The organism is Bradyrhizobium sp. cir1 (assembly GCF_014198245.1).
In the GTDB taxonomy this organism is placed as follows: domain Bacteria; phylum Pseudomonadota; class Alphaproteobacteria; order Rhizobiales; family Xanthobacteraceae; genus Bradyrhizobium.
Genome location: NZ_JACIHE010000001.1, coordinates 102,919 through 126,845, shown reverse-complemented (window position 1 = coordinate 126,845; position 23,927 = coordinate 102,919). Strand labels below are relative to the sequence as shown.

The window sequence follows — 23,927 nt, the reverse complement described above, 5'->3', positions numbered from 1 at the left end:
GATAGGCTTGCCTTTTTGCTCGGGGCTTGGGGTGCCATGCAAATGGCGATCCAGCCCGCTTCTCACAACACCATTCAGGTTTCTTCAAGGCCGCCCTGCCACGGCGGCGGGCACCTGCAAAAAGCCCTTCGTTCGGGTCTAAACTTTTGGCAACGTTCCGAAACCGTCTCGCGCGAAAGACGGGAATCGGCCGGCCGGCCCGCGCCTCGCAGCTATGCGATTTTAGGATGGTTTTGGAGAGCCGGACGGGTTAGGCGATGACACAAGGCTTCAAATTCTCGGGAGGGTAACAATGAACGAAGCGCCCCGCATCCGGCCGGAACGGAACGTCGAACTCGGCGCCAGCAACGAGCCGTTCCAGAATCTGCACGAATTCATCCGGAAGGCGCGCGCCAACCTCAACCAGAACGCCTGGGACTACATCGTCGGCGCCGCGGAGACGGAAACCACGATGCGCCGCAACCGCATGGCGCTGGACGAGATCGCATTCCGCCCGCGCGTGCTGCGCGACGTGCGCAAGGTCGACGGAAGCGTCGAGCAGTTCGGCCGCAAGATGCGCCTGCCGGTGTTGCTGGCCCCGGTCGGCGCGCTCGAGATCTTCGATCCAGATGGCGCCGCGAGCGTCGCGCGTGCTGCCGGCACCTTCGGTGCGGCGCACATGCTGAGCTCGGTGTCCGAGCCCGGCCTGGAGAAGACCGCCGAGGCCGCCCCCGATGCGTTGCGTCTCTATCAGCTCTATGTGCGTGGCGACGACGCCTACGTCACCGATGTCGTCAGCCGGGCCGAGAAGAACGCCTACGCCGCCTTCTGCCTGACCGTGGACACCGCCCATTACAGCCGTCGCGAACGTGACATCGCCAAGCGCTATGTTCGCGAGAGCCGCCTGCGCGCCACCGGCGGCGACTACCAGAAGGGACTGGAGTGGCGGACCGTGAAGATGATCAAGGATAAGTTCAAGATCCCTCTGATCCTGAAGGGCATCGCCACCGCCGAGGACGCGTTGATCGCGCTCGATCACGGCGTCGAGTGGATCTATGTCTCCAACCATGGCGGCCGCCAGCTCGATCACGGGCGCGGTGCCATGCATGTGCTGCCTGAAATCGTCGACGCCGTGAAAGGCCGCGCCAAGATCATGGTCGATGGCGGCTTCTGCCGCGGCACCGACATCGTCAAGGCGATTGCGGCCGGCGCCGACCTCATCGGCATCGGCCGGCTGCAATGCTGGGCCCTGGCGGCGGCCGGCGAAGCCGGCGTGACGCGGATGCTGGAGCTGCTGGAAGACGAGGTGCTGCGCTGTCTCGGCCTTCTGGGCGCCACCTCGTTCGCCGAGGTCGGCAAGTCCTGCCTGCACCCGGCCATCGCGACCAACGCGCCGAGCGTGTTTAGCGCGTTCCCGCTGTTCGACCACGATCCCTATCGATACTGAGTGAAAGGATGCAGGTGACCCCGCTCTCTCCCGGCAGCGCAGATGCGCTTCTGTTCGATCTCGGGCGCGTGGTGCTCGACATCGATTTCTCCAGGGCGATCGCCTGCTGGGCGGGACATGCCGGCTGCAAGCCCGAAGCCATCGTCGCGCGCTATGTGCGCGACAGCGAAGCCTACCGGCTGCACGAGGTCGGCAAGATCAGCGACGAGGATTATTTCGCCTCGCTGCGCAACTCACTCGGGATCGCCATTTCCGACGCGCAGTTCCTGGAAGGCTGGAACGCAATCTTCGCCGGCGAGATGCCTGACATCGCCGACCTGTTGCCGCGTGCGGCCAAGCAGATGCCGCTCTACGCCTTCTCCAACACCAACCGGCCGCATGTCGACCATTTCTCGAAGGAATATGCCGGCTTGCTCGGCCATTTCCGCGAGCTCTATCTGTCGTCCCGCATCGGCCTGCGCAAACCGGACGCGGAGGCCTTCGACCATGTCGTGGCGGCCATGGGCGTGCCGGCGAGCCGCATCGTGTTCTTCGACGATCTCGCAGAGAACATCGAAGGGGCACGGGCGCGCGGATTGACCGCGGTGCATGTGACCTCGCCCCGTGACGTCGGCGATGCGCTGAAAAAGCTCGGGATTTGACGGATCCATCTCCCGGCAGGAGCGGTTCCGGGAACTCGTCTGCCAAAAAAGGAGGAACCAAAGCACTTTGTGCATTTTTGTACAGAGTTCCGGGAACGGAATCCGTCCTTCCGGACTCTTGAGTCCGTTGGGGACTTCTACACTGGACGGATCGACGTGCTGGGCAAATCCTACCTCACCAAGCAAGCCTCTCTCCTGCTCGAGTTCGCCAGAACCACCTCGGATTCCGACCTATCCGCCAAGCTGATCAGCAAGGCCGCCGACCTGAAATCTCAGGCCGACCCGCTGCCCGACAAGGACCAGGGCCCCAAAGCGCCGGACGTCAGTCCGGACGACCCGGCCAGGAGTTGACCCATGCTGGCCGTGGCGCTCGTTCTTCTCGTGCTTGCCATGGCCGTCCTCGTACCGGTCTGTCTCGCCTTCCGGATCATGCCGCGGAGGATTTGACGTCTATCTTTCATGACGGAGCTGACGGCGCAGGCTGAATCATCCTGCATCCACACTGTTTTGCCTCTGCGCCTGCACTCGGCTAGAACTCTCGCCGCCGATTTGCCGAACGTGCTCAGCAGGAGTTTTCACCCGTGGCCTTGATGCCGGTTTCTGACGCGCTTGCCGCTGTGCTTGCCGGCGCGGAGCCGCTGCCTGAGGAGACGGTCTCCCTCAACGCAGCTTTCCACCGCGTGCTCGCCCGCGACGTCGCGGCGCGGCGGACGCAGCCGCCGGAGGCGATGTCGGCGATGGACGGCTATGCCGTGCGCGCGGCCGATGCGGCGACGATCGATTCCCAGCTGACGGTCATCGGCGAGGTCGCGGCCGGGCGGCCGTTTGCCGGGTCGGTCGGCGCCGGCGAAGCGGTCCGGATCTTCACCGGCGGCGTCGTTCCCGCCGGCGCGGACGCGGTCGTGATCCAGGAGGATACGGTCGCGGACGGCAAGCGCATCACGATCAAGGAAGCAGCGATTCCCGGACGGCACATCCGGCGCGCCGGGGTCGATTTTGCCGAGGGCGACGTGCTGCTGCGGAAAGGAGCCCGGCTCACCGACCGCGACCTGGCGCTCGCTGCCGGGATGAATCACCCGCACCTGCCCGTCCAGCGCCGTCCGAAGGTCGCGATCCTCGCCACCGGCGACGAGCTGGTGATGCCGGGGGCAGCGCCCGGCCCCGGCCAGATCGTCTATTCCAACGGCTATGCCCTGCACGCGCTCGCGCGCCAGGAGGGCGCCGATACCGTCGACCTCGGCATTGCCGCCGATACGCTGGAAGCCACCACCGCCGGGATACGCCGGGCCCGCGAGAGCGGCGCCGACATCCTGATCACGACCGGCGGCGCCTCGGTCGGCGACCACGATCTGGTCCAGCAGGCGCTCAAGGCCGAGGGGATCGCGATGACGTTCTGGAAGATCGCGATGCGGCCGGGCAAGCCGATGATGCACGGGCGGTTAGGGGCGATGCGCGTGATCGGCCTGCCCGGCAATCCCGTGTCATCCTATGTGTGCGGCTTCCTGTTTATGGTGCCGCTGATTCGCGCGTTGTCGGGCCAACAGGCGATTCACCATCGCCGCGAGCGCGCCCTGCTCGGCCGCGACCTCAATGCCAACGACCAGCGCGAAGATTATCTTCGCGCGCGCCTGGAGCGGCGCGACGACGGCACGCTGATCGCCCTGCCGGTCAATCATCAGGATTCGTCACTGCTTGCGAATCTCGCTGCGGCACAGGTACTTCTCGTGCGCCCGCCGTTCGCACCCAAGGCCGCAGCCGGCACGCCTTGCGAGGTGCTGCTCCTGCCCGTCTGAGCGCTGCCACCACACGTGTTCCGCGAAGTTTGTCGCGTTCACGGTAAATTAAGCAGTTGCGGAACACATATCGAACATATAGTGTCCGTTCATGATTTGTTTCGAGCATCTAGCGGCTCGCCGCTGAAGTGAACGTCTCGGAATCGAACGACATCAACCGGGGGATTTGGTCGAGATGTTAACGCGCAAACAATACGAGCTTCTGCGATTCATCAGCGAGCGTCTGAAGGAAAGCGGCGTGCCGCCCTCCTTCGACGAGATGAAGGACGCGCTCGACCTGCGCTCGAAATCGGGCATCCACCGCCTGATCACCGCGCTCGAGGAGCGCGGCTTCATCCGGCGCCTGCCCAACCGCGCCCGCGCGATCGAAGTCATCAAGCTGCCCGAGCTCCAGGCGGCTGCCGGCAGCCGCCGCGGCTTCACGCCGAGCGTCATCGAGGGCAATCTCGGCAAGGTGCGCACGACTTCCAGCCCGTCCGCCGACGAGGGCGAGCGTCCCGTCGCCGTACCTGTCATGGGCCGTATCGCGGCCGGCACGCCGATCGAGGCGCTGCAGACCCGCAGCCACACCATCAGCGTCCCGCCTGACATGCTCGGCGCCGGCGAGCACTACGCGCTCGAGGTGCGCGGCGATTCGATGGTGGAGGCCGGCATCCTCGACGGCGACATGGCGCTGATCCAGCGCAACGAGAGCGCCGACACCGGCGACATCGTGGTGGCGCTGATCGACGACGAGGAAGCGACGCTGAAGCGCTTCCGCCGCCGCGGCGCCTCGATCGCGCTCGAGCCCGCCAACGCCGCCTATGAGGTCCGCATCCTGCCGCCCAACCGGGTGAAGATTCAGGGCAAGCTGATCGGCCTGTACCGGAAGTACTGAGCCGACCTCGCGATCGTTCAACCCCCGTTGGAGCGGACAATTGTCCGCTCCGGCTGGATAGTCTTTCTGGTTCTGCACAGATTATCCGGCCACCTCTCCCGCTCTAGATCCTCGGCACGCCGCGCAAGGCGCTCATCGCTTTGCGGGCCTTTGAGAAACCGAGGAGATAATCATGCGCAGATCGTCCTGAGCACCGTCACGATGGCGCTGATCGCAACGTCAGTGTCACAGGCCGTCGCCGCACGGCCGCATCATGTCCGCAAGACGACGCCGGCGACGACGAGCGAGCAATTCCGCAATGCACACGACGCCATTGCACAGCCGTCGCAACCCACCTGGCCGTATTCGGGCTGGTCGGCACCTGCTGGCCACTGACGGAGAAGCATGCCGAATGCACGGAAGCGGACTTTGTTCCTCGTGCATCTGAAAAAGATATTGTGATGGCGAGCTGCGGACCCAAGCCGCAGATTTGCCCACAACCAAGCAGACCGTTGTATGCTTCCACTCTGATAGAGGCCTGCGCCTCGAAAAGAGGCGTGGGTTGCTATCTTCGAATGAGGAGCACCCCGATGTGTGACTACAGCCTGCACGCCGTCGCGACGCGTCCCGCCGAAGTCGGCGAGACGATCGTCACGACAACATTCCGCGGCACCTCGACGCGCGGCTTCGCCTCCGAAGCCGACATGTCCGTTGCGGTATGCCTGCTGCCGGGAACGGAGCTCGCTTTCGCCGACAACGTCCGTTACGACAATCGCTGGATCTGGACGCGCACCATCAACTCGCGCGTCGGCAAGTTCGGCAAGATCGATCCGCACATTCCGGACCGCCATCACGATGCGATCGAATTCCCCGACGGCAAATACGTGCTGGTGACGCAGCTCGTCGAAGGCCAGCGCGCAACCGTGCTGCAATTGCCGGTGACCCAGCCACTTGGTGAGCGCGAGCACAAGCCGCAGATCACCGCCGACAGGCCGACGATCACACGCCTGCCGATCGGCTGACGTAGCTGCACCCCGGCTCACGGGTCGGGGCCAGGAATGAAATCGCCATCGCCGGCCGTGGCCGGCGAGATGGTGCGGTTTGTTATCTTCGAAAATACCTTTGCCGGATCACCCGCAGCAGTTCTCCGTCGCACGAAGTTTGCGCGGCCCTGCCTGAATTTTGAACGTCCGTTCTGCAGGCAAATGGCCGATGCTGCCAAAAGGCTTGAGGCAGCGGGCACGTTCGATGAAGACCTTCATTCGCGTCGTTGAACTCTGGGTGCCCGACCGGACGCGTATGCGGCTGGAGTTCGGCGGCGGCCTCTACGGCGAAGGGCTGTCCGCGTTCAAGGCCGCAAGTGAAGAGCTGCGCTTCGGCTACGACGAGGGCCTTCCGGGCAAGGCCTGGGCTGCTGGGCACCCGGTGATCCTCACCAAATTCGCCAACTCCTATTTCAAGCGGACCGACCAGGCGCTCGCGGCGGGCCTGACCTGCGGCGTGGCAGTGCCAGTATTTGCCGGCGAATTCCTGCACGCCGTGATGGTGCTGTTCTGCGGCGACGACGAAGCGCATGTCGGCGCCATCGAGCTCTGGCAGAACGATCCCGATACCTCCCACGAGATGGGACTGGTCGACGGTTACTATGGCACCGCCGAGATGTTCGAGTTCAACTCGCGCCACACCAGGTTTCCGCGCGGCTTCGGCCTGCCCGGACGCACCTGGAAAGCCGGCCTGCCGCTGATCATCAAGGATCTGCACAACGCCAAGAGCTTTCTGCGCTGGGAAGACGCCGCCGAGGTCGGGATCAACCTCGGCGTCGGCGTGCCCTACCGGACCGGCACCGACCAGACCTGGGTGCTGACCTTCCTCTCCGCGCAGGCGACGCCGATTGCACGGCGCTTCGAGATCTGGGTGCCGAACGAGGCCCGTTCTGCGCTGGTCTTCCGCGCCGGGGATTGCAGCGCCCAGACCGATCTTGCCGCGCTCTATGCGGACAAATCCATCGGAAGGAGCGACGGCAGCATCGGCGGCGCCTGGGCCACCGGGATGCCCGCCCTCAACGATGACCTGGCGCATGACAATTCGATCGCGGCCACTGAAGCGCGCGCGTCCGGGCTGAGCCAGATGGTGGCCTTGCCGGTGATCGGGAAGGCCGGGCTCGACGCCGTGCTGGCCTGGTACCTGTAGCTCGTCCGCTCAATCCTCAGCCTGCATGTCCGCCTCGGACGGCGTCGCATCCCGGTTGCGGGGAGCTGCCGACGGTGGCGCAAGGCTCGCGCCGAAATCGCCCTCGCCAGCGGTTGCCGGTGCCCACGGGCGGTCAGCACCTCTTGCCTTCACCGCCTGCACCGCAAAGCCGTCGCCCTGCCGCGCCAGCGCGAGCGCGCCCTGCGCGGCGAGGCGTTGCCGGTCCACCACCATCGCCGCGCAATCCGGCGCAGCGGGCCGGGCCGTCACCACCAGCGCGGCGCGGCTGCAATCGTCCGCCAGCGCATCGATCCGCAACGCCAGCGCGACCAGGCGCCCGTCGGCGAGCGGCGTCACGCAGCCGGCCTCGTCGCACGACACGCCGTCGGCCAGCGCGGCACTGCCCGCATCGCGCGGATCGGCATCGGCAGCCAGCCACTCCTTCAGCAGAAAGCTGTCCTTGCCCACCCGGATCATGTGGAGGCGCCCGTCCCTGCCCCGCACTGCAACGCTCTGGCCGTCCCCGGCGATCAGGATATCCGGCGGCCGCACCGACAGGCCCCAGAGGATCGCAGCCAGCAGCACCAACCCGCCTGACCAGCGCAACGGCGTGCGCAACAGGCCCATGACAATGATGCCGAGGCTGGCCGCGATCAGCGGCGCGATGCCGAACGCCGGGAGACGCCCGACCGCGCCCGGCAGTGCCGCCACCCAGCGCGACACCGCGACCATCCAGTCGATTCCGATCCCCATCAGCCACCAGAACACGCCATCGAGCCCGAAGGGAGCAGCGAGCAGGCCGAGCAATCCGGCTGGCATCACCAGCGCCGAGACCACCGGCATCGCGCCGAGATTGGCCAGCACGCCGTACGGCGTGACGCGATGGAAGTGGAAGGCGGCATAGGGCGTGGTCGCAAGCCCCGCGATCAGCGAGGCCAGGAACAGCATGGCAATCTCGCGGCCGCCCCACAGCGCGATGCGCGCGGTCGCGGAATGGTCAGGCGAAGCAAACAGGTTCGGCATGCCGATCTGCACCAGCGCCACCAGCCCGAGCGTTGCCGCAAACGACATCTGGAAGCTCGGATGCACCAGCGCCTCCGGCGCGACCGCGAGCACGATCAGCGCGGCCACGGCCAGCGTGCGGAAGGTGATGGCGCGGCGATCGACCATGACGGCGATCAGCACCACCGCGGTCATGAAGAACGAGCGTTGCGTCGCGACCTCCGCGCCCGAGAGCAGCAGGTAGAACGCGGCGGCAACCAGCGCCGCGGCCGCCGACCATTTCTTGATGGGGAAGCCAACCGCCAGTCCCGGGATCAAGGCCAGCAACGCGCGCACCGCGAAGAACACGACGCCGGCGACGACAGCCATGTGATAGCCCGAGATCGAAAGCACGTGGCCGAGCCCCGAGACGAACATCGCGTCATTGACGGGCGCAGTGATCGCATCGCGCCGGCCGGTCAGGAGCGCGGTCGCGATCGCGCGGTTGTCGCCTTCGAGCGTTGCGCGGATGCGCGCGTCGATCGCATCGCGCAGGCCCTGCATGAAGGCGGCGTAGCGCAGCCGCAAGCCGCCGGCATCCGGCGGCGCTGCGGCGGTGATCGCGCCCATCACGAAGCCGGAGGCACCGATGCCCTGGAAGAACATGTCGCGCGAGAAATCATAGCTGCCGGGGCGCACCGGCGAGATCGGCGGCATCAGCCGCGCCTTGAGCTGCACGAAGCTGCCGACCTCGGGCGCGGTCCCCTTGCGCACCGACAGGCGCACGCGCTCGAGCGTGACGTCGCTGCGCTGCGCCTCCATCGCGGTGACGCGCAGCACGAAGCGATCGGTGCGCTCGCGGATGTCGCGGGTCTCGACGAAGCCCGACAGCGACACCGAATAGAGCGGTTTCGCCAAGACGGTGTGCGCAATGCGCGCCGTCTTCCAGGTCGCAATGGCAAAGCCTGCCGCGACCGCCGCGATCATGATCGCGGGGGCAAACAGCCGGCTCCGCCGCAACAGGACGGCGCCGAGCATCAGCGCCATGGCCGTCGCGGCGGCCACCCACAGCACCGGCTCGTGATCGGCCGCAAAGTAGAGCGCAATGCCGCTGCCGAAAGCGACAGGTACCCACGGCAACAGCCGGCCAGCGCCAACCTCGGCGCTCGCCCATTGGCGCAGCGTCTCGACGAGCGCGGACCAGGCGCCAAAGCCCGCCGGTGCAAAGCCGCCGGCCGACGCGCTGCGGCCCGCCGGCCAGGTTCCTGCGATCCCTTGCGAGACACGCTGCGGCCGGCCCGGCTCCGCCATTCCCTGGCAACCCCTAAGATACGCGACAGGCGCAGAGGCTACCGGAACGTGCAGGCGACCGAATAGCGGTACAGATCAGGAACGAAGAGGGTGCACCCTACTTTTCCTCTTCCATCGTCACGGCGACAGCCGCCTTGGCCGACAGGCGGACCTTGTTGCCTTCGACATCGGCGACGAGGCCCTTGTCGATGAAGTGATGGTGGCCCTTGTGGCTGCCCTCGCCGCTGTCCTTTCTAGTCAGCTTGATGCGGTTGCCCTCGACGCGATCGACTGTGCCGACATGGACGCCGTCGGCGCCGATGACTTCCATATGCTCTGCGATGTTCTGCATGGTGGGATCCTCGTTGGCCCACACAACGCCTGAGAGGCCTTTCTGTTCGTTCGTGACAAAACCGCCGGATGCGATGGGCGACTGTTCCATCTCAGGACGGGGCAGCCCCGGTTCGGTCGATTGAGCCGAAAGTCTCATAAGACGCCAGCCCCGGCGGGACTACACTGGTTCTCCGCCTCCCCGGCAGACGGGCAGGTTGTGATAGCTCGCGGTACCGAAACGACCGCTGGAGCTCTTTCTCAGGTGGCTCAAGCCTCCCTGAGATTTGGCGTTGCGGACGCAACTCGCAAATCTCGCCTGTGGCGTCACGCACCAAGCGTACTGCGCGAGCGAAGGGCGCTGACAAGCGCCAAGATTAGCGCTCGAATTTGACAGGAGCAGCACATGGCAATTCAAGTACCAAGCGATTTTCGCCGCGTGATTGTTGCTGCGTCGGTGGGAAACGTCATCGAATGGTATGATTTCTATATCTTTGGCAGCCTGGCCGCAGTTCTGTCGGTCAAGTTCTTCGAACAGTCCCACCCGGTTGCAGCCCTCCTCAGCACGATCGCGCTGTTCACTGCAGGATTCCTGATCCGTCCGTTGGGAGCTTTCCTCTTTGGATGGATGGGCGACCGGGTCGGGCGAAAATATACGTTCCTCATCACGCTGAGCGGAATGGGACTGGGTACGGGAGCAATCGGATTGATCCCGACCTACCAGTCCATCGGTCTGACGGCGGCGTTCCTTTTGTTCGGTCTGCGCATGATTCAGGGTCTGTGTTTGGGCGGCGAATATGGCGGCGCCATCACCTATGTCGCAGAGCATGTTCCGGATGACAAGCGCGGCTACTACACCGGCTGGCTGCAGACCTCTCCCACTCTCGGCATCGTCGTGTCCCTGGCCGTGATCATCCTGACACGGACCTGGTCCGGCAATCAGGCGTTCGACGAATGGGCGTGGCGCATTCCGTTCCTGGTGTCCTTCCTGCTTGTGGCCATCGCAATCTACATTCGGCTCCAGCTCCAGGAGACGCCGATCTTCCAGGAAATCAGGGCCCGCGGCCAGATGACGGCGAATCCGTGGAAGGAGGCCTTCCTCAGTTCGAACGTCAAATTCATCGGGATCGCAATCGTGGTCCTGATCGGACAGGGCGTGGTCTGGTACAGCGGTCAGTTCTGGGCGCTGTACTTCCTTCAGCAGGTCTCGAAGGTGGACCCGCTGAACTCCGCTTACATCGTGGGAGCCGCGCTGCTGATTGCGACACCGAGCCTGATTTTCTTCGGCTGGCTGTCGGATCAGATCGGCCGCAAGCCGGTAATCCTGGGCGGCATGCTGCTCGCCGCGATCACCTACTATCCGCTGTATCTGTGGCTGGGAGCGGTCACGCAGCCCGGCAACATCAACTATCCGACCGCGATCTTCATCATCTTCATCCTCGTTTGCTACGTTGGAATGGTCTACGGGCCGGTCGGTGCGTTCCTGGCGGAATTCTTTCCGGGCAGGATCAGGTACACGTCGGTATCGGTGCCGTACCACATTGGCAATGGCTGGGGTGGTGGATTGGTGCCGTTCATTACGTCGGCGGCATTCGCGGCGACCGGCAGCATCGGCTACGCGTTGATCTACCCGATCGCGGTCCCCGCGGTATGCTTCCTGCTCGCGCTGTTCCTGATGCCGGAGACGCGCAAGATCAGCATCTGGCAGCCGATCGAGCCCCGAACCGCATCGTGACGGAATAGCCTTGTGCAGGTCTTGGTGCAGGTCTTGGTGTAGGATCCGCAAGGCCTGCACCAAGCCATCAGCGCGACGAGATCATTCGAACCCCGTCACGCCCAGGCGTTGTCCTCGCGTGCGCCTCCGGCCGCCAGCCAATAGCGGTCGGCGGAGAGTTTGACCGATTGCTCTTGTCAGCCGGCCGGGTGATGCCAGCGATCGTGCCACCAGGCGCTGAAGTCACGATCGGTCGTCAGCTCCCAGCCACCAAACAAGATCACCAGCAGGCCCGACAATACGCTGCTCGCCGTGGCTGCTGCCTGGTCATAGCCAATGGTCCAAGGCACCAGCACAAGCGCCAGGCCCAGCAGCATTTCGCCCCACTCTTCCAGGTAGGACGGGATGACAAAGGCCTCTACGGCAAACAGCATGACACCGAGCCCGAGCGCGATGGTGATCCAGACCGCCGCCCCGGACAAGCCGAGGACAAAGGATGACAGGACCAGCCATACGCCCACCAACAGGCTGGCAGCGTCTTGCCAATGTTGGATGCGCATGATGCTCACCTCCCTTCTGGTATTCATATGGGGGCGCACCGACGATGAACCATCCGTCCGGCCTGCGTTGTGTTGCCGCGAGGGCCGGTCCGGGAGCCGGCGTCCAAGGCCAGCCGCCCATGCCCGGAGAGGGCCCTTGCGAGTGCGGCGCACCCGGATGCAGACTGTCGCCGCTAGACAGGTGTCAATGTCGACCGTTCCCGGTGCCGCGGAAGTTCGCGCCCGGAGCAGAGGGAGATGACGCCATGCGAGAAATGGAAATCCACGACTATGCGCGGCAGTTGCTGGAAGCCCATGGCCCCAAGGCCATTGCGGAAGCCGCTCAAAACGCCATCGACCTCGAGCAGAAGGGCGAGCTCGAATTGGCAAAAACCTGGCGGCACATCGAAGATGCGATGAAGCTGATGCGCGGGCCGCACCAAAGCTGACTGCCGGCGCGCAAAGCTTGCCTGACTGCGGCGACAACGCCGAACGTGGACCACAGTCCGTCGCGAGCCGCTAGGTTGCGGCCGAACGGCTACGCGATCTCGGGACGCTGACCTGGGAGCGAAGCCATGGTTGCGAAATGTACGACAACCGAAGACCTCGTGAAGGCGATTACGGACGAGAAAGTCCAGATGATCGATTTGCGGTTCACCGACCTGCCGGGGACGTGGCAACATTTTTCCGTGCCGCCGAGCGCGGTGAATGCCGATGCACTCAATGAGGGCATTGGATTCGATGGCTCATCGATCCGCGGCTTCCAGGAGATCCAGGAAAGCGACATGCTCGTCGTCCCGGATCCGACGACGGCCTTCTTCGACCCCTATAGTCCGGCCAAGACCCTGGTTCTCATCTGCAACATCCGCGACCCCGTGACCGGCCAATCCTATAGCCGGGACCCCCGCTACATCGCCCAGAAGGCCGAGACCTACCTTAAGGGTACCGGGCGTGCCGATACGAGCTATTTCGGCCCGGAGGCCGAGTTCTTCGTCTTCGACGAAGTCCGCTACGGACAGGGCATCAACTTCGCCATGCACGCAATCGACTCCAGCGAAGGCAGCTGGAACACCGGCACGGATGAAGGACCGAATCTCGGCCACAAGCCGCGCCCGAAAGAGGGGTACTTTCCCGTTCCTCCAACCGACAGCATGCAGGCGCTACGCACCGAAATGGTGCTGACGATGGAATCTCTGGGGATCCAGATCGAGGCCCATCACCATGAGGTCGCGACCGGCGGCCAGAACGAGATCGACATGCGCTTCACCACGCTGACCCGCATGGCCGACAATCTGATGATCTACAAATACGTGGTCAAGAACACCGCACATCAGCATGGCAAGACCGCGACATTCATGCCGAAGCCGCTGTTCGAGGACAACGCTTCGGGCATGCACGTTCACCAGTCGCTCTGGAAGGGCGAGACGAATTTGTTCTACGACAAGGGCGACTACGCCGAGCTGAGCCAGCTCGCGCGCTACTATATCGGCGGGCTTTTGAGCCACGCCTGGGCGTTGTGCGGGCTCTGCGCCCCCACCACGAACTCCTACCGGCGCCTGGTGCCGGGTTATGAAGCTCCGATCAACCTCGTCTACTCCCAGCGCAATCGCTCCGCCTGCTGCCGGATTCCGATGTATTCGCCGAATCCGCGCGCAAAGCGTGTCGAGTTTCGTTCACCCGATCCGTCCTGTAATCCCTACCTGGCCTTCGCTGCAATGCTGATGGCCGGCCTCGACGGTATCGAAATGCGGATCGACCCTGGCAGCCCGATCGACAAGAATCTCTACGACCTCCCGACTGCGGAGGCGAAGGAGGTGAAGTCCACGCCGGGATCGCTGGACCAGGCGCTCGACGCGCTCGAGCGCGATCACGCATTCATGCTACGCGGGGATGTCTTCACCGCCGACGTGATCGAAACCTGGCTCGACTACAAGCGCAAGAAGGAGGTCGACCCGATCCGGCTGCGACCGCATCCTTACGAGTTCCATCTCTACTACGACATCTAGGGCATTCTTTCGCCTACCTCTCATACCAACCGACGAGGGTCGCTTCCGCGATCACGTGTTTGCGCGCCTCTCGCTCGATGTCGCCGCAGGATGCATTGGCCTTTGCCGGCAGGCTCTCAATCGAGAGGGCAAGCAGTCGGAAGTGATAATGATGAGGCCCATGGCCATGCGGTGGACACGGGCCGCCATAGCCCACCTTCCGAAAATCGTTGACGGCTTGCTTCATTCTGGCGTTCTGCGCGGCGTTGATCGCAAATTCCGTGACCGCCGGCGGAATGTTGTAGACTGCCCAATGATGCCATTTGCCGGCAGGCGCATCGGGATCGTCGCAGAGCAGGACAAGACTCCGCGCCCCCTCCGGCGCGTCGCTCCATTGCAGAGGTGGCGAAAGATTTTCGCCATCACAGGTAAACCGTCGCGGAATTGCGGCACCATCGGCGAAGGCGCTTGAAACGAGTTTCATGGCTCTCTCCTCGATCCGAATGATGTATTCTAGCTCGGTCCTGCCTGGTGCGGAATCCATCCGTCCCCTAAGATGAGGGGAGACGCATTGGGACTGTTGCAGCAGAATAGCTCGTCATGCGACCGCTTTTCCATCCGAGCCTGGTCAACGGTCGCTACGGCGATCCGACGGTCTATGTCGAAACGCTGTTCGAGAAGCGAAGTCTGCTGTTCGATATTGGAGAGATTGCCTCCCTGGCGCCACGGAAGATCCGACGCGTCGACCAGGTCTTTGTCTCGCATGCGCATATCGATCATTTCGTTGGCTTCGACCATCTGCTGCGTTTGCTCGTCGGGCACGAGAAATCGGTGCAGCTGTTCGGTCCGCCCGGCTTTGCCGAGCACGTCTTCCACAAGCTTCGGGCCTATCGCTGGAACCTGGTCGAAAACTATCCCTGCGATCTTGTTTTCGATGTCAGCGAACTTGGAGCGGAAAATTCCATCTCCACAACGCGGTTCCGGCTGAGGAAGGGCTTCGCGGCAGAGCCATCCGTCTCTCGCAAGACCATTGCGGGCGTACTCTGCAAAGAACCGACCCATCGCGTGTCAGCCGCGATACTTGAGCATGGCACGCCCTGCCTCGGCTTTGCACTGCAGGAAGCGGCCCATGTCAACGTTTGGAAGAACAGGCTGTCGGAGCGCGGGCTACCCGTCGGTCCCTGGTTGCTCTCGCTGAAGAAGGCCGTCGTCGAGCGTCGCGCCGACGATCATTTGATCCGTATCGAAGAAGCGGCCAAGTCGGATCGACTCGTGCCACTCGCAAGCCTGCGCGACATCGTGACGGTCACTGCCGGGCAGAAAATCGCCTATGTGACCGACGTTGCCGACACGCCGGCCAATCGTGCCGCCATCGTGGCGCTGATTCAGAATGCGGACATCCTCTTCATCGAGGCGGCGTTTGCGGACGCGGACGCCGCGTTGGCGCGGGACCGGGCTCATCTTACCACCACGGCTGCCGGAGAAATCGCGCGGGAAGCCAATGTCCGCCGCGTCGAGCCCTTTCACTTCTCTCCGCGCTATGCGGGAGAGCAGGAGCGGATGCTGGCCGAGGTGATGGCGGCGTTCGGGGCATCTTGCGCCTGAGACTCGGAGAGGTTACGCGCGATGTTGACCCAGATTTATGAAATCTCCACCCCCGAAGAGGCGTCAGCACTTTCGGCCATTGGTGTCGACCATATCGGCGTGCTCGTCGGAGACGGCCAATTTCCGCGCGAACTGCCGATCTCGGCGGCTTCCAAGATCGGCGCGGCAATTGTACCGCCATCGAAATTCTCGGCACTGTTTCTGACCCGCGATCTCTCCTTGATTGCGTCGCGGGCGCGCGAGCTCAACCCCGCGATCGTCCATTTGGGAGCCAGCGCCGAACTGCTTTCCCCGCAAGATGTTGTTTCGCTCAAACGCATGTTGCCCGGGATCGTCGTGATGAGAAGCATACCGGTGTTCTCCGAGGAAAGCGTCGCGATTGCCCAGAGCTACGTTGGCATTGCAGACTTTCTGCTGCTCGACAGCTATCGGTCCACGGACAAGCAGATCGGTGCGCTCGGCGTGACGCATGATTGGAATATCAGTCGCCGCATCGTCGAGGTCGTCGGTGTTCCGGTCGTCCTCGCAGGCGGACTCGGACCGGACAACGTCGCAGGAGCGATCCGAACTGTCCGTCCAGCCGGCGTCGACTCCAAGACGAAGACGGATCAGGACGGTTCGCATGCCAAGGACCTGGAGCGAGTCCGCCGGTTCCACGAAGCGGCTCGGGCAGCGGCTGACAATCGCTTTCCGTCGGCCTAACATGCATCGTGTAGCTCTCCCCTGGAGGAGCGCGACCATGGAACTCACCGTCGTACCCATCGTCAAGCCGGACGCGGCCAACTTCATCTTCGGTCAGTCGCATTTCATCAAGACCGTGGAAGACCTCCACGAGGCGCTCGTTGGCACGGTTCCGGGCATCCGCTTCGGGCTGGCCTTCTGCGAGGCCTCCGGCAAGCGGCTGGTGCGCTGGTCGGGCAATGACGAAGCGGCCCTCACTCACGCCCGCAACAACGCATTGGCCATCGGCGCCGGCCACACTTTTCTGATCTTCCTGGGCGACGGCTTCTTTCCGGTCAACGTCCTGGCTGCCGTGCGCTCGGTGCCGGAGGTCTGCCGCATCTACTGCGCGACGGCCAACCCGACGCAGGTGATCGTCGCGCAAACGGAGCTCGGCCGTGGCGTGCTCGGCGTAGTGGATGGCGCCTCACCGCTGGGTATCGAGACCGACGCCGACATTGCGTGGCGGAAGGACCTCCTGAGGAAGATCGGCTACAAGCTGTAGCGACCGGATGAAGCGGTTGCGATGAAGTACGCCTCCGGCGCTAGATCAGGGCAGCCCTGGACGACACGTGGTGGCTCGCGATCTTCCAGTCGCCGTCTTCGCGCACGATCACCCAGGTGAGCTTGACCGAGAGCGGCACGGCCTCTTCGTCGAGGTCGAATGATGCGATCGCGGCCATGTTAATCACATCGGGCACGACCTGAGCCGCAGCCACCTCGGAGAAGCCGACGCTCGGCTGGCGCCATCGCGGCAGGCCATTGAAATAGTCCGCCACCCCGCCCCTGCCCCGATAGAGTTTCGGGTTGGAGCCGAGGAAGAACGCGTTCTTCGCATACAGCGACGACAGCGCCGCTGCATCGAGCTTTGCGAAGCCGGCGCACCATTTCGCGATGATGGCGGAAACGATGGCGTCGGCTTCGCTGCTCATTTGCCTCAGCCTTTCGCGACTTCCTTCGCAAAGGTGTCGCGCAGGCCGATGGTGCGCGAGAACACCGGCTTGCCCGGCGTCGAGTCCTTGTCGCGCACGAAATAGCCCTGGCGCTCGAACTGCATCGGCTCGGTGGAATTGCTCTCGGCAACGGAAGCCTCGATTCGCGCATCGGAGAGAATCTCCAGCGAATTCGGATTGAGATCGGCCGCGAAATTCGAGGCATCCGGGCTCGGATTGGAGAACAGCTGGTTGTAGATGCGGATCTCCGCGGGCACCGACGTCGCGGCCGGCAGCCAGTGCATGGTCGCCTTGACCTTGCGGCCGTCGGGCGCGTTGCCGCCCCTGGTTGCGGGGTCGTAGGTGCAGCGCAGCTCCACCACCTCGCCTGCGTCGTTCTTGACCACGCCGGTGCACTTGACGAAGTAGGCATAGCGCAGCCGCACCTCGTTGCCCGGCGACAGGCGGAAGAACTTCTTCGGCGGGTTCTCCATGAAGTCGTCCTGCTCGATATAGAGTTCGCGGCCGAATGTGATCTTGCGCGTGCCGGCGCTGGCGTTGTCGGGATGGTTGATCGCTTCGAGTTCTTCGGTCTTTCCTTCCGGATAGTTCTCGATCACGACCTTGAGCGGCTTCAGCACCGCCATGCGCCGCTGCGAGGTGCGGTTCAGCTCCTCGCGGATGCAGAACTCGAGCATCCCGACATCGACCACGCTGTTGGCTTTCGCAACGCCGATGCGCTTGACGAATTCGCGTAAAGCGGCCGGCGGCACACCGCGACGGCGCATGCCCGCCATGGTCGGCATGCGCGGATCGTCCCAGCCGGCGACATGGCCGTCGCGGACGAGCTGGGTCAACACGCGCTTGGACAGCAGCGTATAGGTCAGGTTCAGCCGCGCAAACTCGTACTGGTGCGGCTCTGAGGGCACCGGCAGCTTCTCGATGAACCAGTCGTAGAGCGGCCGGTGGTCCTCGAACTCCAGCGTGCAGATCGAATGCGTGATGCATTCAATGGCGTCCGACTGGCCGTGGGCATAGTCGTAGCTCGGATAGATGCACCACGCGTTGCCGGTGCGCGGATGGTGCGCATGGAGGATGCGGTACAGCACGGGGTCGCGCAGGTTGATGTTGCCCGCGGCCATGTCGATCTTGGCCCGCAGCACGCGCGCCCCGTTGGGGAATTCGCCGGCCTTCATGCGGCGGAACAGGTCGAGGTTCTCCTCCACCGGGCGGTCGCGGAACGGCGAGTTCTTGCCGGGCTCGGTCAGCGTGCCCCGCGAGAGGCGGATCTCCTCCTGGGTCTGGTCGTCCACATAGGCGAGCCCGTCCTGGATCAGCTTCTCCGCCCATTCGTACAGGCGGTCGAAATAGTCCGAGGCGAAGAACAGGTTCTTGCCCCAGTCGAAGCCGAGCCAGCGCACATCGGCCTGGATGGAATCGATATATTCCTGCTCTTCCTTGACCGGGTTGGTGTCGTCGAAGCGCAGATGGCAGCGGCCCGGAAACTCCTGGGCGATGCCGAAATTGAGGGCGATCGACTTGGCGTGACCGATATGCAGGTAGCCGTTCGGCTCCGGCGGGAACCGGGTCACGATCTCCTTGTACTTGCCCTGGTCGAGGTCGGCCTGGATGATGTCACGAATGAAATCGCGCCCAACCTCAGTCGCCACCGGTTCTGTCATTACGAAAATCCTGTAGGGAAATCAGCGGTCCTTCTGCCAAATTCGCGTGGCCGCGCCAAGGGCTTAAGTACGGCCTCAAGCCGTCCGCCGTCGGGCTTTAGTTATGCTCCGGTCCTGCTATACACCACCGCCTCCAATGCATAGGCCCTGCCAAGAATGACCGATTCCGTCGTCACCCGCTTTGCCCCCTCTCCGACCGGCTTCCTCCATATCGGGGGCGCCCGCACGGCGCTGTTCAACTGGCTCTACGCCAAGAAGCATGGCGGCAAGATGCTGCTCCGGATCGAGGACACCGACCGGGAGCGCTCGACGGAGGCGGCGATCGGCGCCATCCTCGACGGATTGAAATGGCTCGAGCTCGGCTGGGACGGCGAGGTCATCTACCAGTTCAGCCGGGCTGCCCGTCACCGCGAGGTCGCCGAGCAGCTGCTCGCCGACGGCAAGGCCTATCGCTGCTACGCCACGGCCGAGGAGCTCGCCGCGATGCGCGAGAAGGCGCGCGCAGAGGGCCGCACCCGCCTCTATGACGGAATGTGGCGCGACCGCGACCCGGCCACGGCTCCGGGCGACGTCAAGCCGACCATCCGCCTGCGCGCGCCGCAGACCGGCGAGACGGTGATCGAGGACCAGGTCCAGGGCCGCGTGGTCTGGCAGAACGAGAACCTCGACGACCTCGTGCTTTTGCGCGGCGATGGCAATCCGACTTACATGCTCGCGGTGGTCGTGGACGACCACGATATGGGCGTCACCCACGTCATCCGCGGCGACGACCATCTGATCAACGCCGCCCGCCAGAAGCAGATCTACGACGCGATGGGCTGGGCGCTGCCGAGCATGTCCCACATCCCCCTCATCCACGGCCCGGACGGCTCGAAGCTGTCGAAGCGGCACGGCGCGCTTGGCGTCGATGCCTACCGCGCCATGGGATACCTCCCGGCCGCGCTCCGCAACTATCTCGTTCGCCTCGGCTGGAGCCACGGCGACCAGGAAATCTTCTCGACCGAGGAGATGATCGAAGCGTTCGACCTCGCCAGCGTCGGCCGGGCCGCCGCCCGCTTCGACTTCGCCAAGCTGGAAAACCTCAACGGCCATTACATCCGTCACGCCGACGATCAATCACTCGTGAGGATGTTCGAGGACGTGCTCGATCATATCGTGCCCAGCCGCGACGAGATTAAGGCGAAGTTAAACGACACCACGCGGGCGCAGCTTCTCAAGGCCATGCCGGCCCTGAAGGAGCGCGCCAAGACGCTGATCGAGCTGATCGACGGCGCCTATTTCATCTTCGCCGACCGGCCGCTGCAGCTCGATCCCAAGGCGCAGGCGCTGCTGACGCCTGAGAACCGCAAGCTGATCGGCCAGCTTCATTCCGCGCTGGAGAAAGTCGAGACGTGGAGCGGCGCCACCACGGAGGCCGCGCTGCGCGCTTTTGCTGAGGAAAATAGTCTCAAGCTCGGCGCGGTTGCGCAACCCTTGCGGGCGGCGCTGACCGGACGGACCACGTCGCCTGGTATATTTGAGGTTTTGGACGTGCTGGGACGCCAAGAAAGCCTGGGGCGCCTCAAGGATCAATCTACGACGTAAGTAGGCCATGCGTGCGGGTGATCTTGCAGCGCACACAGCAATAATATACCCATCTCCCCCGTACCTTCTGGAACATCCGGCATGCCCCGCCATCTCATCGGGGCCTTCCGGGTCCGGCCCGTTTCACCATACATCGGGGACCTCTGATGGACGCAAAACCAAGCCCAAAGACCGCCACGCTGACGGTCGGAAACAAGAACTTCGATCTCCCGATCCTCAGCGGCAGCATCGGGCCCGATGTCGTCGATATCGGCAAGCTCTACGGCCAGTCGGGTCTGTTCACCTATGATCCCGGCTTCACCTCGACCGCGAGCTGCCAGTCCAAGATCACCTATATCGACGGCGATGCCGGCGTGCTGGAATACCGCGGCTATCCGATCGAGCAGCTCGCCGAGCACGGCGATTTCCTCGAGACCTGCTATCTCCTGCTCTACGGGAACCTGCCGACGGCTGAGCAAAAGAGGGATTTCGATTACCGCGTGACCCATCACACGATGGTGCACGAACAGATGGCCCGCTTCTTCCAGGGCTTTCGCCGCGACGCCCATCCGATGGCGATCATGGTGGCGGCGGTCGGCGCTCTTGCGGCGTTCTATCACGACTCCACCGACATCAACGATCCCAAGCAGCGCATGATCGCCTCCATGCGCATGGTCGCGAAGATCCCGACGCTGGCTGCAATGGCCTACAAGTATACCGTCGGCCAGCCCTTCGTGTATCCGAAGAACTCGCTCGGCTTTGCCGAGAACTTCCTGAACATGTGCTTCGCGGTGCCTTGCGAGGACTACAAGGTCAGCCCGGTTCTCGCCGACGCGCTGGAGAAGATCTTCATCCTGCACGCCGACCACGAGCAGAACGCCTCGACCTCGACGGTGCGCATCGCCGGCTCCTCGGGTGCCAACCCGTTCGCCTGCATCGCGGCCGGCATCGCCTGCCTCTGGGGCCCGGCGCATGGCGGCGCCAACGAAGCCGCGCTTAACATGCTCTACGACATCGGCACGGTCGACAAGATTCCCGAATTCATCGCCAAGGTGAAGGACAAGAATTCTGAAGTCCGCCTGATGGGCTTCGGTCATCGCGTCTACAAGAACTACGATCCGCGCGCCAAGATCATGCAGAAGATGTGTCACGCCGTGCTCAAGGAGACCGGCCATGGCGACGATCCGATGCTGAAGGTGGCGCTGGAGCTCGAGAAGATCGCGCTCAGCGACCAGTACTTCATCGATCGCAAGCTCTACCCGAACGTCGACTTCTATTCGGGCATCACGCTGAAGGCGATGGGCTTCCCGGTCTCGATGTTCACCGTGCTGTTCGCGGTCGCCCGCACCGTCGGCTGGATCAGCCAGTGGAGCGAGATGATCGAGGACCCGCAGCAGAAGATCGGCCGTCCGCGCCAGCTCTACACCGGCGTCGCCAAACGCGACTACGTGCCGATCAAGGATCGCAAGTAAGAACCGGCCATCACGGGCCACTCAAGCGGCGCCATCTCACGATCGCGCCGTTTTTGTTTGCGCCATCCCATAGGGTGGGCAGAGCGAAGCGTGCCTACCGGACCGAAAACGAAATGGTGGGCCCGCTTCCCTTTGCCAACCCTACAAGACCGTCGCTTATCGCCGCGCCTTCCGCATCGTCGCCAGCACGACGTCGGCGGCGAGCACGCTTGGCGACTTGTTGCCTGTCGACATGATCTGATCGAGCCGGGCGAAGGCTTCGACCTGCCGCCGGCGCAGCGGCGTGTCGGTCAGCACCTCGGACAGCGCCGGCGCGAGCTTCTCCGGCGTGCAGTCCTCCTGCAAATACTCCGGAATGACATCCTCGCCGATCACGAGGTTGGCGAGGATCACCGAGGAGACGCGGATCGCACGGCGTAGGATGAAAGCCTCGATCGCGCCGACACGATAAGCCGTCACCATCGGAATGCCTGATAGCGCGAGCTCGAGCGTCACCGTGCCGGACTTCGCCAGCGCGGCATGCGCGATGCGGAAGGCGGCGCGTTTCTCTGCCTCGCCGATCACGATCTGCGGCTTGACCGGCCAGCTCGCAATGCCTTCGCGCACGGTGGCTTCGAGATGCGGCATGGTCGGCAGCATCAACTCGAAGGCGCGTCCCTGCCCCTGCAACCGGCCGAGCGCCGCGCCAAACACCTCGAGATGATGCCGGATCTCACTGCGGCGGCTGCCGGGCAGCACCAGCAGCACCGGCGGCTCACTGTTGCGGCGCTTCTGCTCCTCCACATTCGGCCGCAGCGAGAACAATTGCTCGATCAGGGGATGGCCGACATAGCTGCAGGGCGGACCGCCGAGCTTGCGGTATTCCTCCGGCTCGAACGGCAACAGGCCGAGCACGTGATCGACATAGCCGAGCATGGTTCGCGCCCGTCCCGGCCGCCAGGCCCAGAGTTGCGGCGAAACGTAATCGACGACCGGGATCGCAGGATTGCGCGCACGCACGCGGCGGGCGACGCGATGGGTAAAGTCCGGACTGTCGATGATGACGAGCGCGTCCGGCGCGGACTCGGTCACGGCGTCGACGGTCTGGCGGATCAGCCGCAGGATCTTCGGCAATTGCTGCGCCACCGCGGCGAAACCGACGATCGACAGCTCCTCGATCGGAAACAGCGTCTCCAGCCCCTCGCGCACCATGGTGCGGCCGCCGACGCCGACGAATTGCACGCCGTCGCCGAGACGCTGGCGCAGCACCTTCATCAGGGCCGAGCCGAGCCGGTCGCCGGATTCCTCCGTCGCGATCAGGAAGATCTTCCGCTTGGGATCGCGAGCCTGCATCATTTGGGCAGGCCGATGATGAAGAGATATTTGGCGTCCGCAAGCGCGATCATCGCCTGCGGCTCTGCGGCGATCGTGTTGCCGGCGATGACGGCGATGCCGCCAAGGCCGGCCTTCACGACACCCTCGATGGTGCGCGGGCCGATCGTCGGCAGGTCGAAGCGCAGATCCTGGCCGCTCTTCGGTGCCTTCACCAGCACGCCGCGGCCGGAGGCGGCACGGATGCGCCCCTCCTCGCGCAGGCGCGCCACGCGCGCGAGCAGCGCGTCGGTGCCCTCGATGTCCTCGACCGCCACCACATGGCCGTCGATCACGACGGCAGCCTGGCCGATGTCGAACGGGCCGAGTGCCGTCAGTACCGCGCGCCCGCGCTCGATGTCGGCCTTTGCATTGTCATTCGGCCATGCGCGGCTGATGCAGCCCTCGGGCATCAGCAAATCAGGCGCGACGTCCTTGATGCCGACCATGCGAAAGCCGTCCTGCTCGAGGATGCGGCCGACACCCGACAGCAGATGATCGTCGCCACCGCGAAAGGCGCGGATGACGTTGCCGAGCAGGCGCAGTGTCTTGAAGTCGAACCGGATCTCGGACAGCGAAGGCCGCACCAGGGTGCCGATGAAGATCAGGTCGCGGCAGCCCTCCTCGCGGAACAGCCGCATGGCGCGGCCGAGCTGGCCGACTGAGATCCAGCGGTGGCGGAATTTCTCTACCCGCGCCGGATCGCAGGCGCCGCGCAGCGGAAACAGCACCGGTGTGATGCCGCGCGCGGCAAGCGACTCGGCGACCGCGAACGGCATCGCACCGCCGCCGGCGACCACGCCGACCGGCGATGAAATCTCCGAAGCCGCCGATGTCATGTCCGCGGCCATCCCAGCG

General features: G+C 64.2%; 24 protein-coding genes. 16 read left to right on the top strand and 8 right to left on the bottom strand.

Translation table 11 applies throughout. From position 1 onward, the window contains the following. Positions 1-292 precede the first annotated feature (292 nt). The 8 genes from GGD63_RS00595 to GGD63_RS00560 all read left to right on the top strand — a co-directional run bounded on the left by GGD63_RS00595 (position 293) and on the right by GGD63_RS00560 (position 6,906). Positions 293-1,426 (top strand): alpha-hydroxy acid oxidase, encoded by a 1,134-nt coding sequence (locus GGD63_RS00595; RefSeq protein ID WP_183238983.1) that lies wholly within the window; start codon positions 293-295, stop codon positions 1,424-1,426. An 8-nt stretch (positions 1,427-1,434) separates the two neighbouring features. Further along, positions 1,435-2,067, top strand: a complete 633-nt coding sequence (locus GGD63_RS00590) for an HAD family phosphatase (protein ID WP_183238982.1) — start codon at positions 1,435-1,437, stop codon at positions 2,065-2,067. Positions 2,068-2,223: 156 nt separating this feature from the next. Then, entirely contained in the window at positions 2,224-2,418 is a 195-nt protein-coding gene (locus tag GGD63_RS00585) for a hypothetical protein (protein WP_183238981.1), read from the top strand. A 230-nt stretch (positions 2,419-2,648) separates the two neighbouring features. Continuing rightward, positions 2,649-3,860, top strand: coding sequence for a gephyrin-like molybdotransferase Glp (gene glp, locus GGD63_RS00580; RefSeq protein WP_183238980.1), 1,212 nt, complete (start codon positions 2,649-2,651; stop codon positions 3,858-3,860). Between the two features lie 175 nt (positions 3,861-4,035). Continuing rightward, positions 4,036-4,737 carry a transcriptional repressor LexA gene (lexA, locus tag GGD63_RS00575; protein WP_183238979.1) on the top strand — a complete coding sequence of 234 codons (702 nt, stop codon included), beginning with the start codon at positions 4,036-4,038 and terminating at the stop codon, positions 4,735-4,737. Between the two features lie 569 nt (positions 4,738-5,306). Then, entirely contained in the window at positions 5,307-5,738 is a 432-nt protein-coding gene (locus GGD63_RS00570) for a hypothetical protein (protein ID WP_183238978.1), read from the top strand. A 36-nt stretch (positions 5,739-5,774) separates the two neighbouring features. Beyond that, the gene (locus GGD63_RS00565) at positions 5,775-5,990 is read left to right on the top strand and encodes a hypothetical protein (protein WP_183238977.1); all 216 of its coding nucleotides are present in this window, start codon (positions 5,775-5,777) and stop codon (positions 5,988-5,990) included. Further along, positions 5,965-6,906 (top strand): GAF domain-containing protein, encoded by a 942-nt coding sequence (locus GGD63_RS00560; RefSeq protein ID WP_183238976.1) that lies wholly within the window; start codon positions 5,965-5,967, stop codon positions 6,904-6,906. Before GGD63_RS00565 ends, GGD63_RS00560 begins: the two co-directional genes overlap by 26 nt. A 9-nt stretch (positions 6,907-6,915) precedes the next feature. Here GGD63_RS00560 and GGD63_RS00555 read toward each other — a convergent pair whose 3' ends face one another. Next, entirely contained in the window at positions 6,916-9,198 is a 2,283-nt protein-coding gene (locus tag GGD63_RS00555) for a ComEC/Rec2 family competence protein (protein WP_183238975.1), read from the bottom strand. 97 nt (positions 9,199-9,295) lie between these two features. After that, entirely contained in the window at positions 9,296-9,529 is a 234-nt protein-coding gene (locus tag GGD63_RS00550) for a DUF2171 domain-containing protein (protein ID WP_183238974.1), read from the bottom strand. Positions 9,530-9,913: 384 nt separating this feature from the next. Here GGD63_RS00550 and GGD63_RS00545 point away from each other — a divergent pair, with 384 nt between their 5' ends. Continuing rightward, on the top strand, positions 9,914-11,242 hold the full coding sequence (locus GGD63_RS00545; RefSeq protein ID WP_183238973.1) for an MFS transporter: 1,329 nt from the start codon (positions 9,914-9,916) through the stop codon (positions 11,240-11,242). Between the two features lie 176 nt (positions 11,243-11,418). On the opposite strand, the gene GGD63_RS00540 is transcribed toward GGD63_RS00545, so the two are convergent. Further along, on the bottom strand, positions 11,419-11,781 hold the full coding sequence (locus GGD63_RS00540; protein ID WP_183238972.1) for an SPW repeat protein: 363 nt from the start codon (positions 11,779-11,781) through the stop codon (positions 11,419-11,421). Between the two features lie 245 nt (positions 11,782-12,026). On the opposite strand from GGD63_RS00540, the gene GGD63_RS00535 reads away from it, so the two are divergent. Then, complete coding sequence (locus GGD63_RS00535) at positions 12,027-12,209, top strand: hypothetical protein (protein ID WP_028171775.1); 183 nt, start codon at positions 12,027-12,029, stop codon at positions 12,207-12,209. A gap of 126 nt (positions 12,210-12,335) precedes the next feature. Beyond that, entirely contained in the window at positions 12,336-13,766 is a 1,431-nt protein-coding gene (gene glnA, locus GGD63_RS00530) for a type I glutamate--ammonia ligase (RefSeq protein WP_183238971.1), read from the top strand. A gap of 13 nt (positions 13,767-13,779) precedes the next feature. Here glnA and GGD63_RS00525 read toward each other — a convergent pair whose 3' ends face one another. Beyond that, complete coding sequence (locus tag GGD63_RS00525) at positions 13,780-14,229, bottom strand: YbhB/YbcL family Raf kinase inhibitor-like protein (protein WP_183238970.1); 450 nt, start codon at positions 14,227-14,229, stop codon at positions 13,780-13,782. Between the two features lie 116 nt (positions 14,230-14,345). On the opposite strand from GGD63_RS00525, the gene GGD63_RS00520 reads away from it, so the two are divergent. Genes GGD63_RS00520 through GGD63_RS00510 form a run of 3 tightly spaced genes read left to right on the top strand, consistent with a single transcriptional unit; the run spans position 14,346 to position 16,575 of the window. Continuing rightward, on the top strand, positions 14,346-15,350 hold the full coding sequence (locus tag GGD63_RS00520; RefSeq protein ID WP_183238969.1) for an MBL fold metallo-hydrolase: 1,005 nt from the start codon (positions 14,346-14,348) through the stop codon (positions 15,348-15,350). A 21-nt stretch (positions 15,351-15,371) separates the two neighbouring features. Continuing rightward, positions 15,372-16,052, top strand: a complete 681-nt coding sequence (locus GGD63_RS00515) for a phosphoribosylanthranilate isomerase (protein ID WP_183238968.1) — start codon at positions 15,372-15,374, stop codon at positions 16,050-16,052. A 37-nt stretch (positions 16,053-16,089) separates the two neighbouring features. Then, positions 16,090-16,575: an adenosine-specific kinase gene (locus tag GGD63_RS00510; protein WP_183238967.1), complete on the top strand. Its 486-nt coding sequence runs from the start codon at positions 16,090-16,092 to the stop codon at positions 16,573-16,575. Between the two features lie 40 nt (positions 16,576-16,615). Here GGD63_RS00510 and GGD63_RS00505 read toward each other — a convergent pair whose 3' ends face one another. Both GGD63_RS00505 and GGD63_RS00500 read right to left on the bottom strand, forming a co-directional pair. Further along, positions 16,616-17,002 carry a nuclear transport factor 2 family protein gene (locus GGD63_RS00505; protein WP_183238966.1) on the bottom strand — a complete coding sequence of 129 codons (387 nt, stop codon included), beginning with the start codon at positions 17,000-17,002 and terminating at the stop codon, positions 16,616-16,618. A 5-nt stretch (positions 17,003-17,007) separates the two neighbouring features. Then, the gene (locus GGD63_RS00500; RefSeq protein WP_183238965.1) at positions 17,008-18,684 is read right to left on the bottom strand and encodes a glutamine--tRNA ligase/YqeY domain fusion protein; all 1,677 of its coding nucleotides are present in this window, start codon (positions 18,682-18,684) and stop codon (positions 17,008-17,010) included. A 156-nt stretch (positions 18,685-18,840) separates the two neighbouring features. Between GGD63_RS00500 and gltX the strand changes: the two genes are divergently transcribed. Together gltX and gltA are read left to right on the top strand one after the other, a co-directional pair. After that, entirely contained in the window at positions 18,841-20,268 is a 1,428-nt protein-coding gene (gene gltX / locus GGD63_RS00495; protein ID WP_183238964.1) for a glutamate--tRNA ligase, read from the top strand. Between the two features lie 146 nt (positions 20,269-20,414). Beyond that, the gene (gltA, locus tag GGD63_RS00490; RefSeq protein ID WP_183238963.1) at positions 20,415-21,719 is read left to right on the top strand and encodes a citrate synthase; all 1,305 of its coding nucleotides are present in this window, start codon (positions 20,415-20,417) and stop codon (positions 21,717-21,719) included. Positions 21,720-21,875: 156 nt separating this feature from the next. Here the strand turns inward: gltA and lpxB are convergent, their stop codons facing one another. After that, on the bottom strand, positions 21,876-23,054 hold the full coding sequence (gene lpxB, locus GGD63_RS00485) for a lipid-A-disaccharide synthase (RefSeq protein WP_183238962.1): 1,179 nt from the start codon (positions 23,052-23,054) through the stop codon (positions 21,876-21,878). Then, complete coding sequence (locus GGD63_RS00480) at positions 23,051-23,908, bottom strand: LpxI family protein (RefSeq protein ID WP_183238961.1); 858 nt, start codon at positions 23,906-23,908, stop codon at positions 23,051-23,053. The genes lpxB and GGD63_RS00480 overlap by 4 nt, the downstream gene beginning before the upstream one ends. Positions 23,909-23,927 lie beyond the last annotated feature (19 nt).

Coding starts and splice junctions, on each gene's coding strand:
- GGD63_RS00570 (WP_183238978.1), top strand. CDS start 5,307: ATGTGTGACTACAGCCTGCACGCCGTCGCGACGCGTCCCGCCGAAGTC.
- GGD63_RS00555 (WP_183238975.1), bottom strand. CDS start 9,198: ATGGCGGAGCCGGGCCGGCCGCAGCGTGTCTCGCAAGGGATCGCAGGA.
- GGD63_RS00565 (WP_183238977.1), top strand. CDS start 5,775: ATGAAATCGCCATCGCCGGCCGTGGCCGGCGAGATGGTGCGGTTTGTT.
- gltX (WP_183238964.1), top strand. CDS start 18,841: ATGACCGATTCCGTCGTCACCCGCTTTGCCCCCTCTCCGACCGGCTTC.
- GGD63_RS00520 (WP_183238969.1), top strand. CDS start 14,346: ATGCGACCGCTTTTCCATCCGAGCCTGGTCAACGGTCGCTACGGCGAT.
- GGD63_RS00590 (WP_183238982.1), top strand. CDS start 1,435: ATGCAGGTGACCCCGCTCTCTCCCGGCAGCGCAGATGCGCTTCTGTTC.
- GGD63_RS00480 (WP_183238961.1), bottom strand. CDS start 23,908: ATGACATCGGCGGCTTCGGAGATTTCATCGCCGGTCGGCGTGGTCGCC.
- GGD63_RS00540 (WP_183238972.1), bottom strand. CDS start 11,781: ATGCGCATCCAACATTGGCAAGACGCTGCCAGCCTGTTGGTGGGCGTA.
- GGD63_RS00560 (WP_183238976.1), top strand. CDS start 5,965: ATGAAGACCTTCATTCGCGTCGTTGAACTCTGGGTGCCCGACCGGACG.
- GGD63_RS00545 (WP_183238973.1), top strand. CDS start 9,914: ATGGCAATTCAAGTACCAAGCGATTTTCGCCGCGTGATTGTTGCTGCG.
- lexA (WP_183238979.1), top strand. CDS start 4,036: ATGTTAACGCGCAAACAATACGAGCTTCTGCGATTCATCAGCGAGCGT.
- GGD63_RS00525 (WP_183238970.1), bottom strand. CDS start 14,229: ATGAAACTCGTTTCAAGCGCCTTCGCCGATGGTGCCGCAATTCCGCGA.
- GGD63_RS00515 (WP_183238968.1), top strand. CDS start 15,372: ATGTTGACCCAGATTTATGAAATCTCCACCCCCGAAGAGGCGTCAGCA.
- GGD63_RS00535 (WP_028171775.1), top strand. CDS start 12,027: ATGCGAGAAATGGAAATCCACGACTATGCGCGGCAGTTGCTGGAAGCC.
- GGD63_RS00500 (WP_183238965.1), bottom strand. CDS start 18,684: ATGACAGAACCGGTGGCGACTGAGGTTGGGCGCGATTTCATTCGTGAC.
- GGD63_RS00550 (WP_183238974.1), bottom strand. CDS start 9,529: ATGCAGAACATCGCAGAGCATATGGAAGTCATCGGCGCCGACGGCGTC.
- lpxB (WP_183238962.1), bottom strand. CDS start 23,054: ATGATGCAGGCTCGCGATCCCAAGCGGAAGATCTTCCTGATCGCGACG.
- gltA (WP_183238963.1), top strand. CDS start 20,415: ATGGACGCAAAACCAAGCCCAAAGACCGCCACGCTGACGGTCGGAAAC.
- GGD63_RS00510 (WP_183238967.1), top strand. CDS start 16,090: ATGGAACTCACCGTCGTACCCATCGTCAAGCCGGACGCGGCCAACTTC.
- GGD63_RS00595 (WP_183238983.1), top strand. CDS start 293: ATGAACGAAGCGCCCCGCATCCGGCCGGAACGGAACGTCGAACTCGGC.
- GGD63_RS00505 (WP_183238966.1), bottom strand. CDS start 17,002: ATGAGCAGCGAAGCCGACGCCATCGTTTCCGCCATCATCGCGAAATGG.
- glnA (WP_183238971.1), top strand. CDS start 12,336: ATGGTTGCGAAATGTACGACAACCGAAGACCTCGTGAAGGCGATTACG.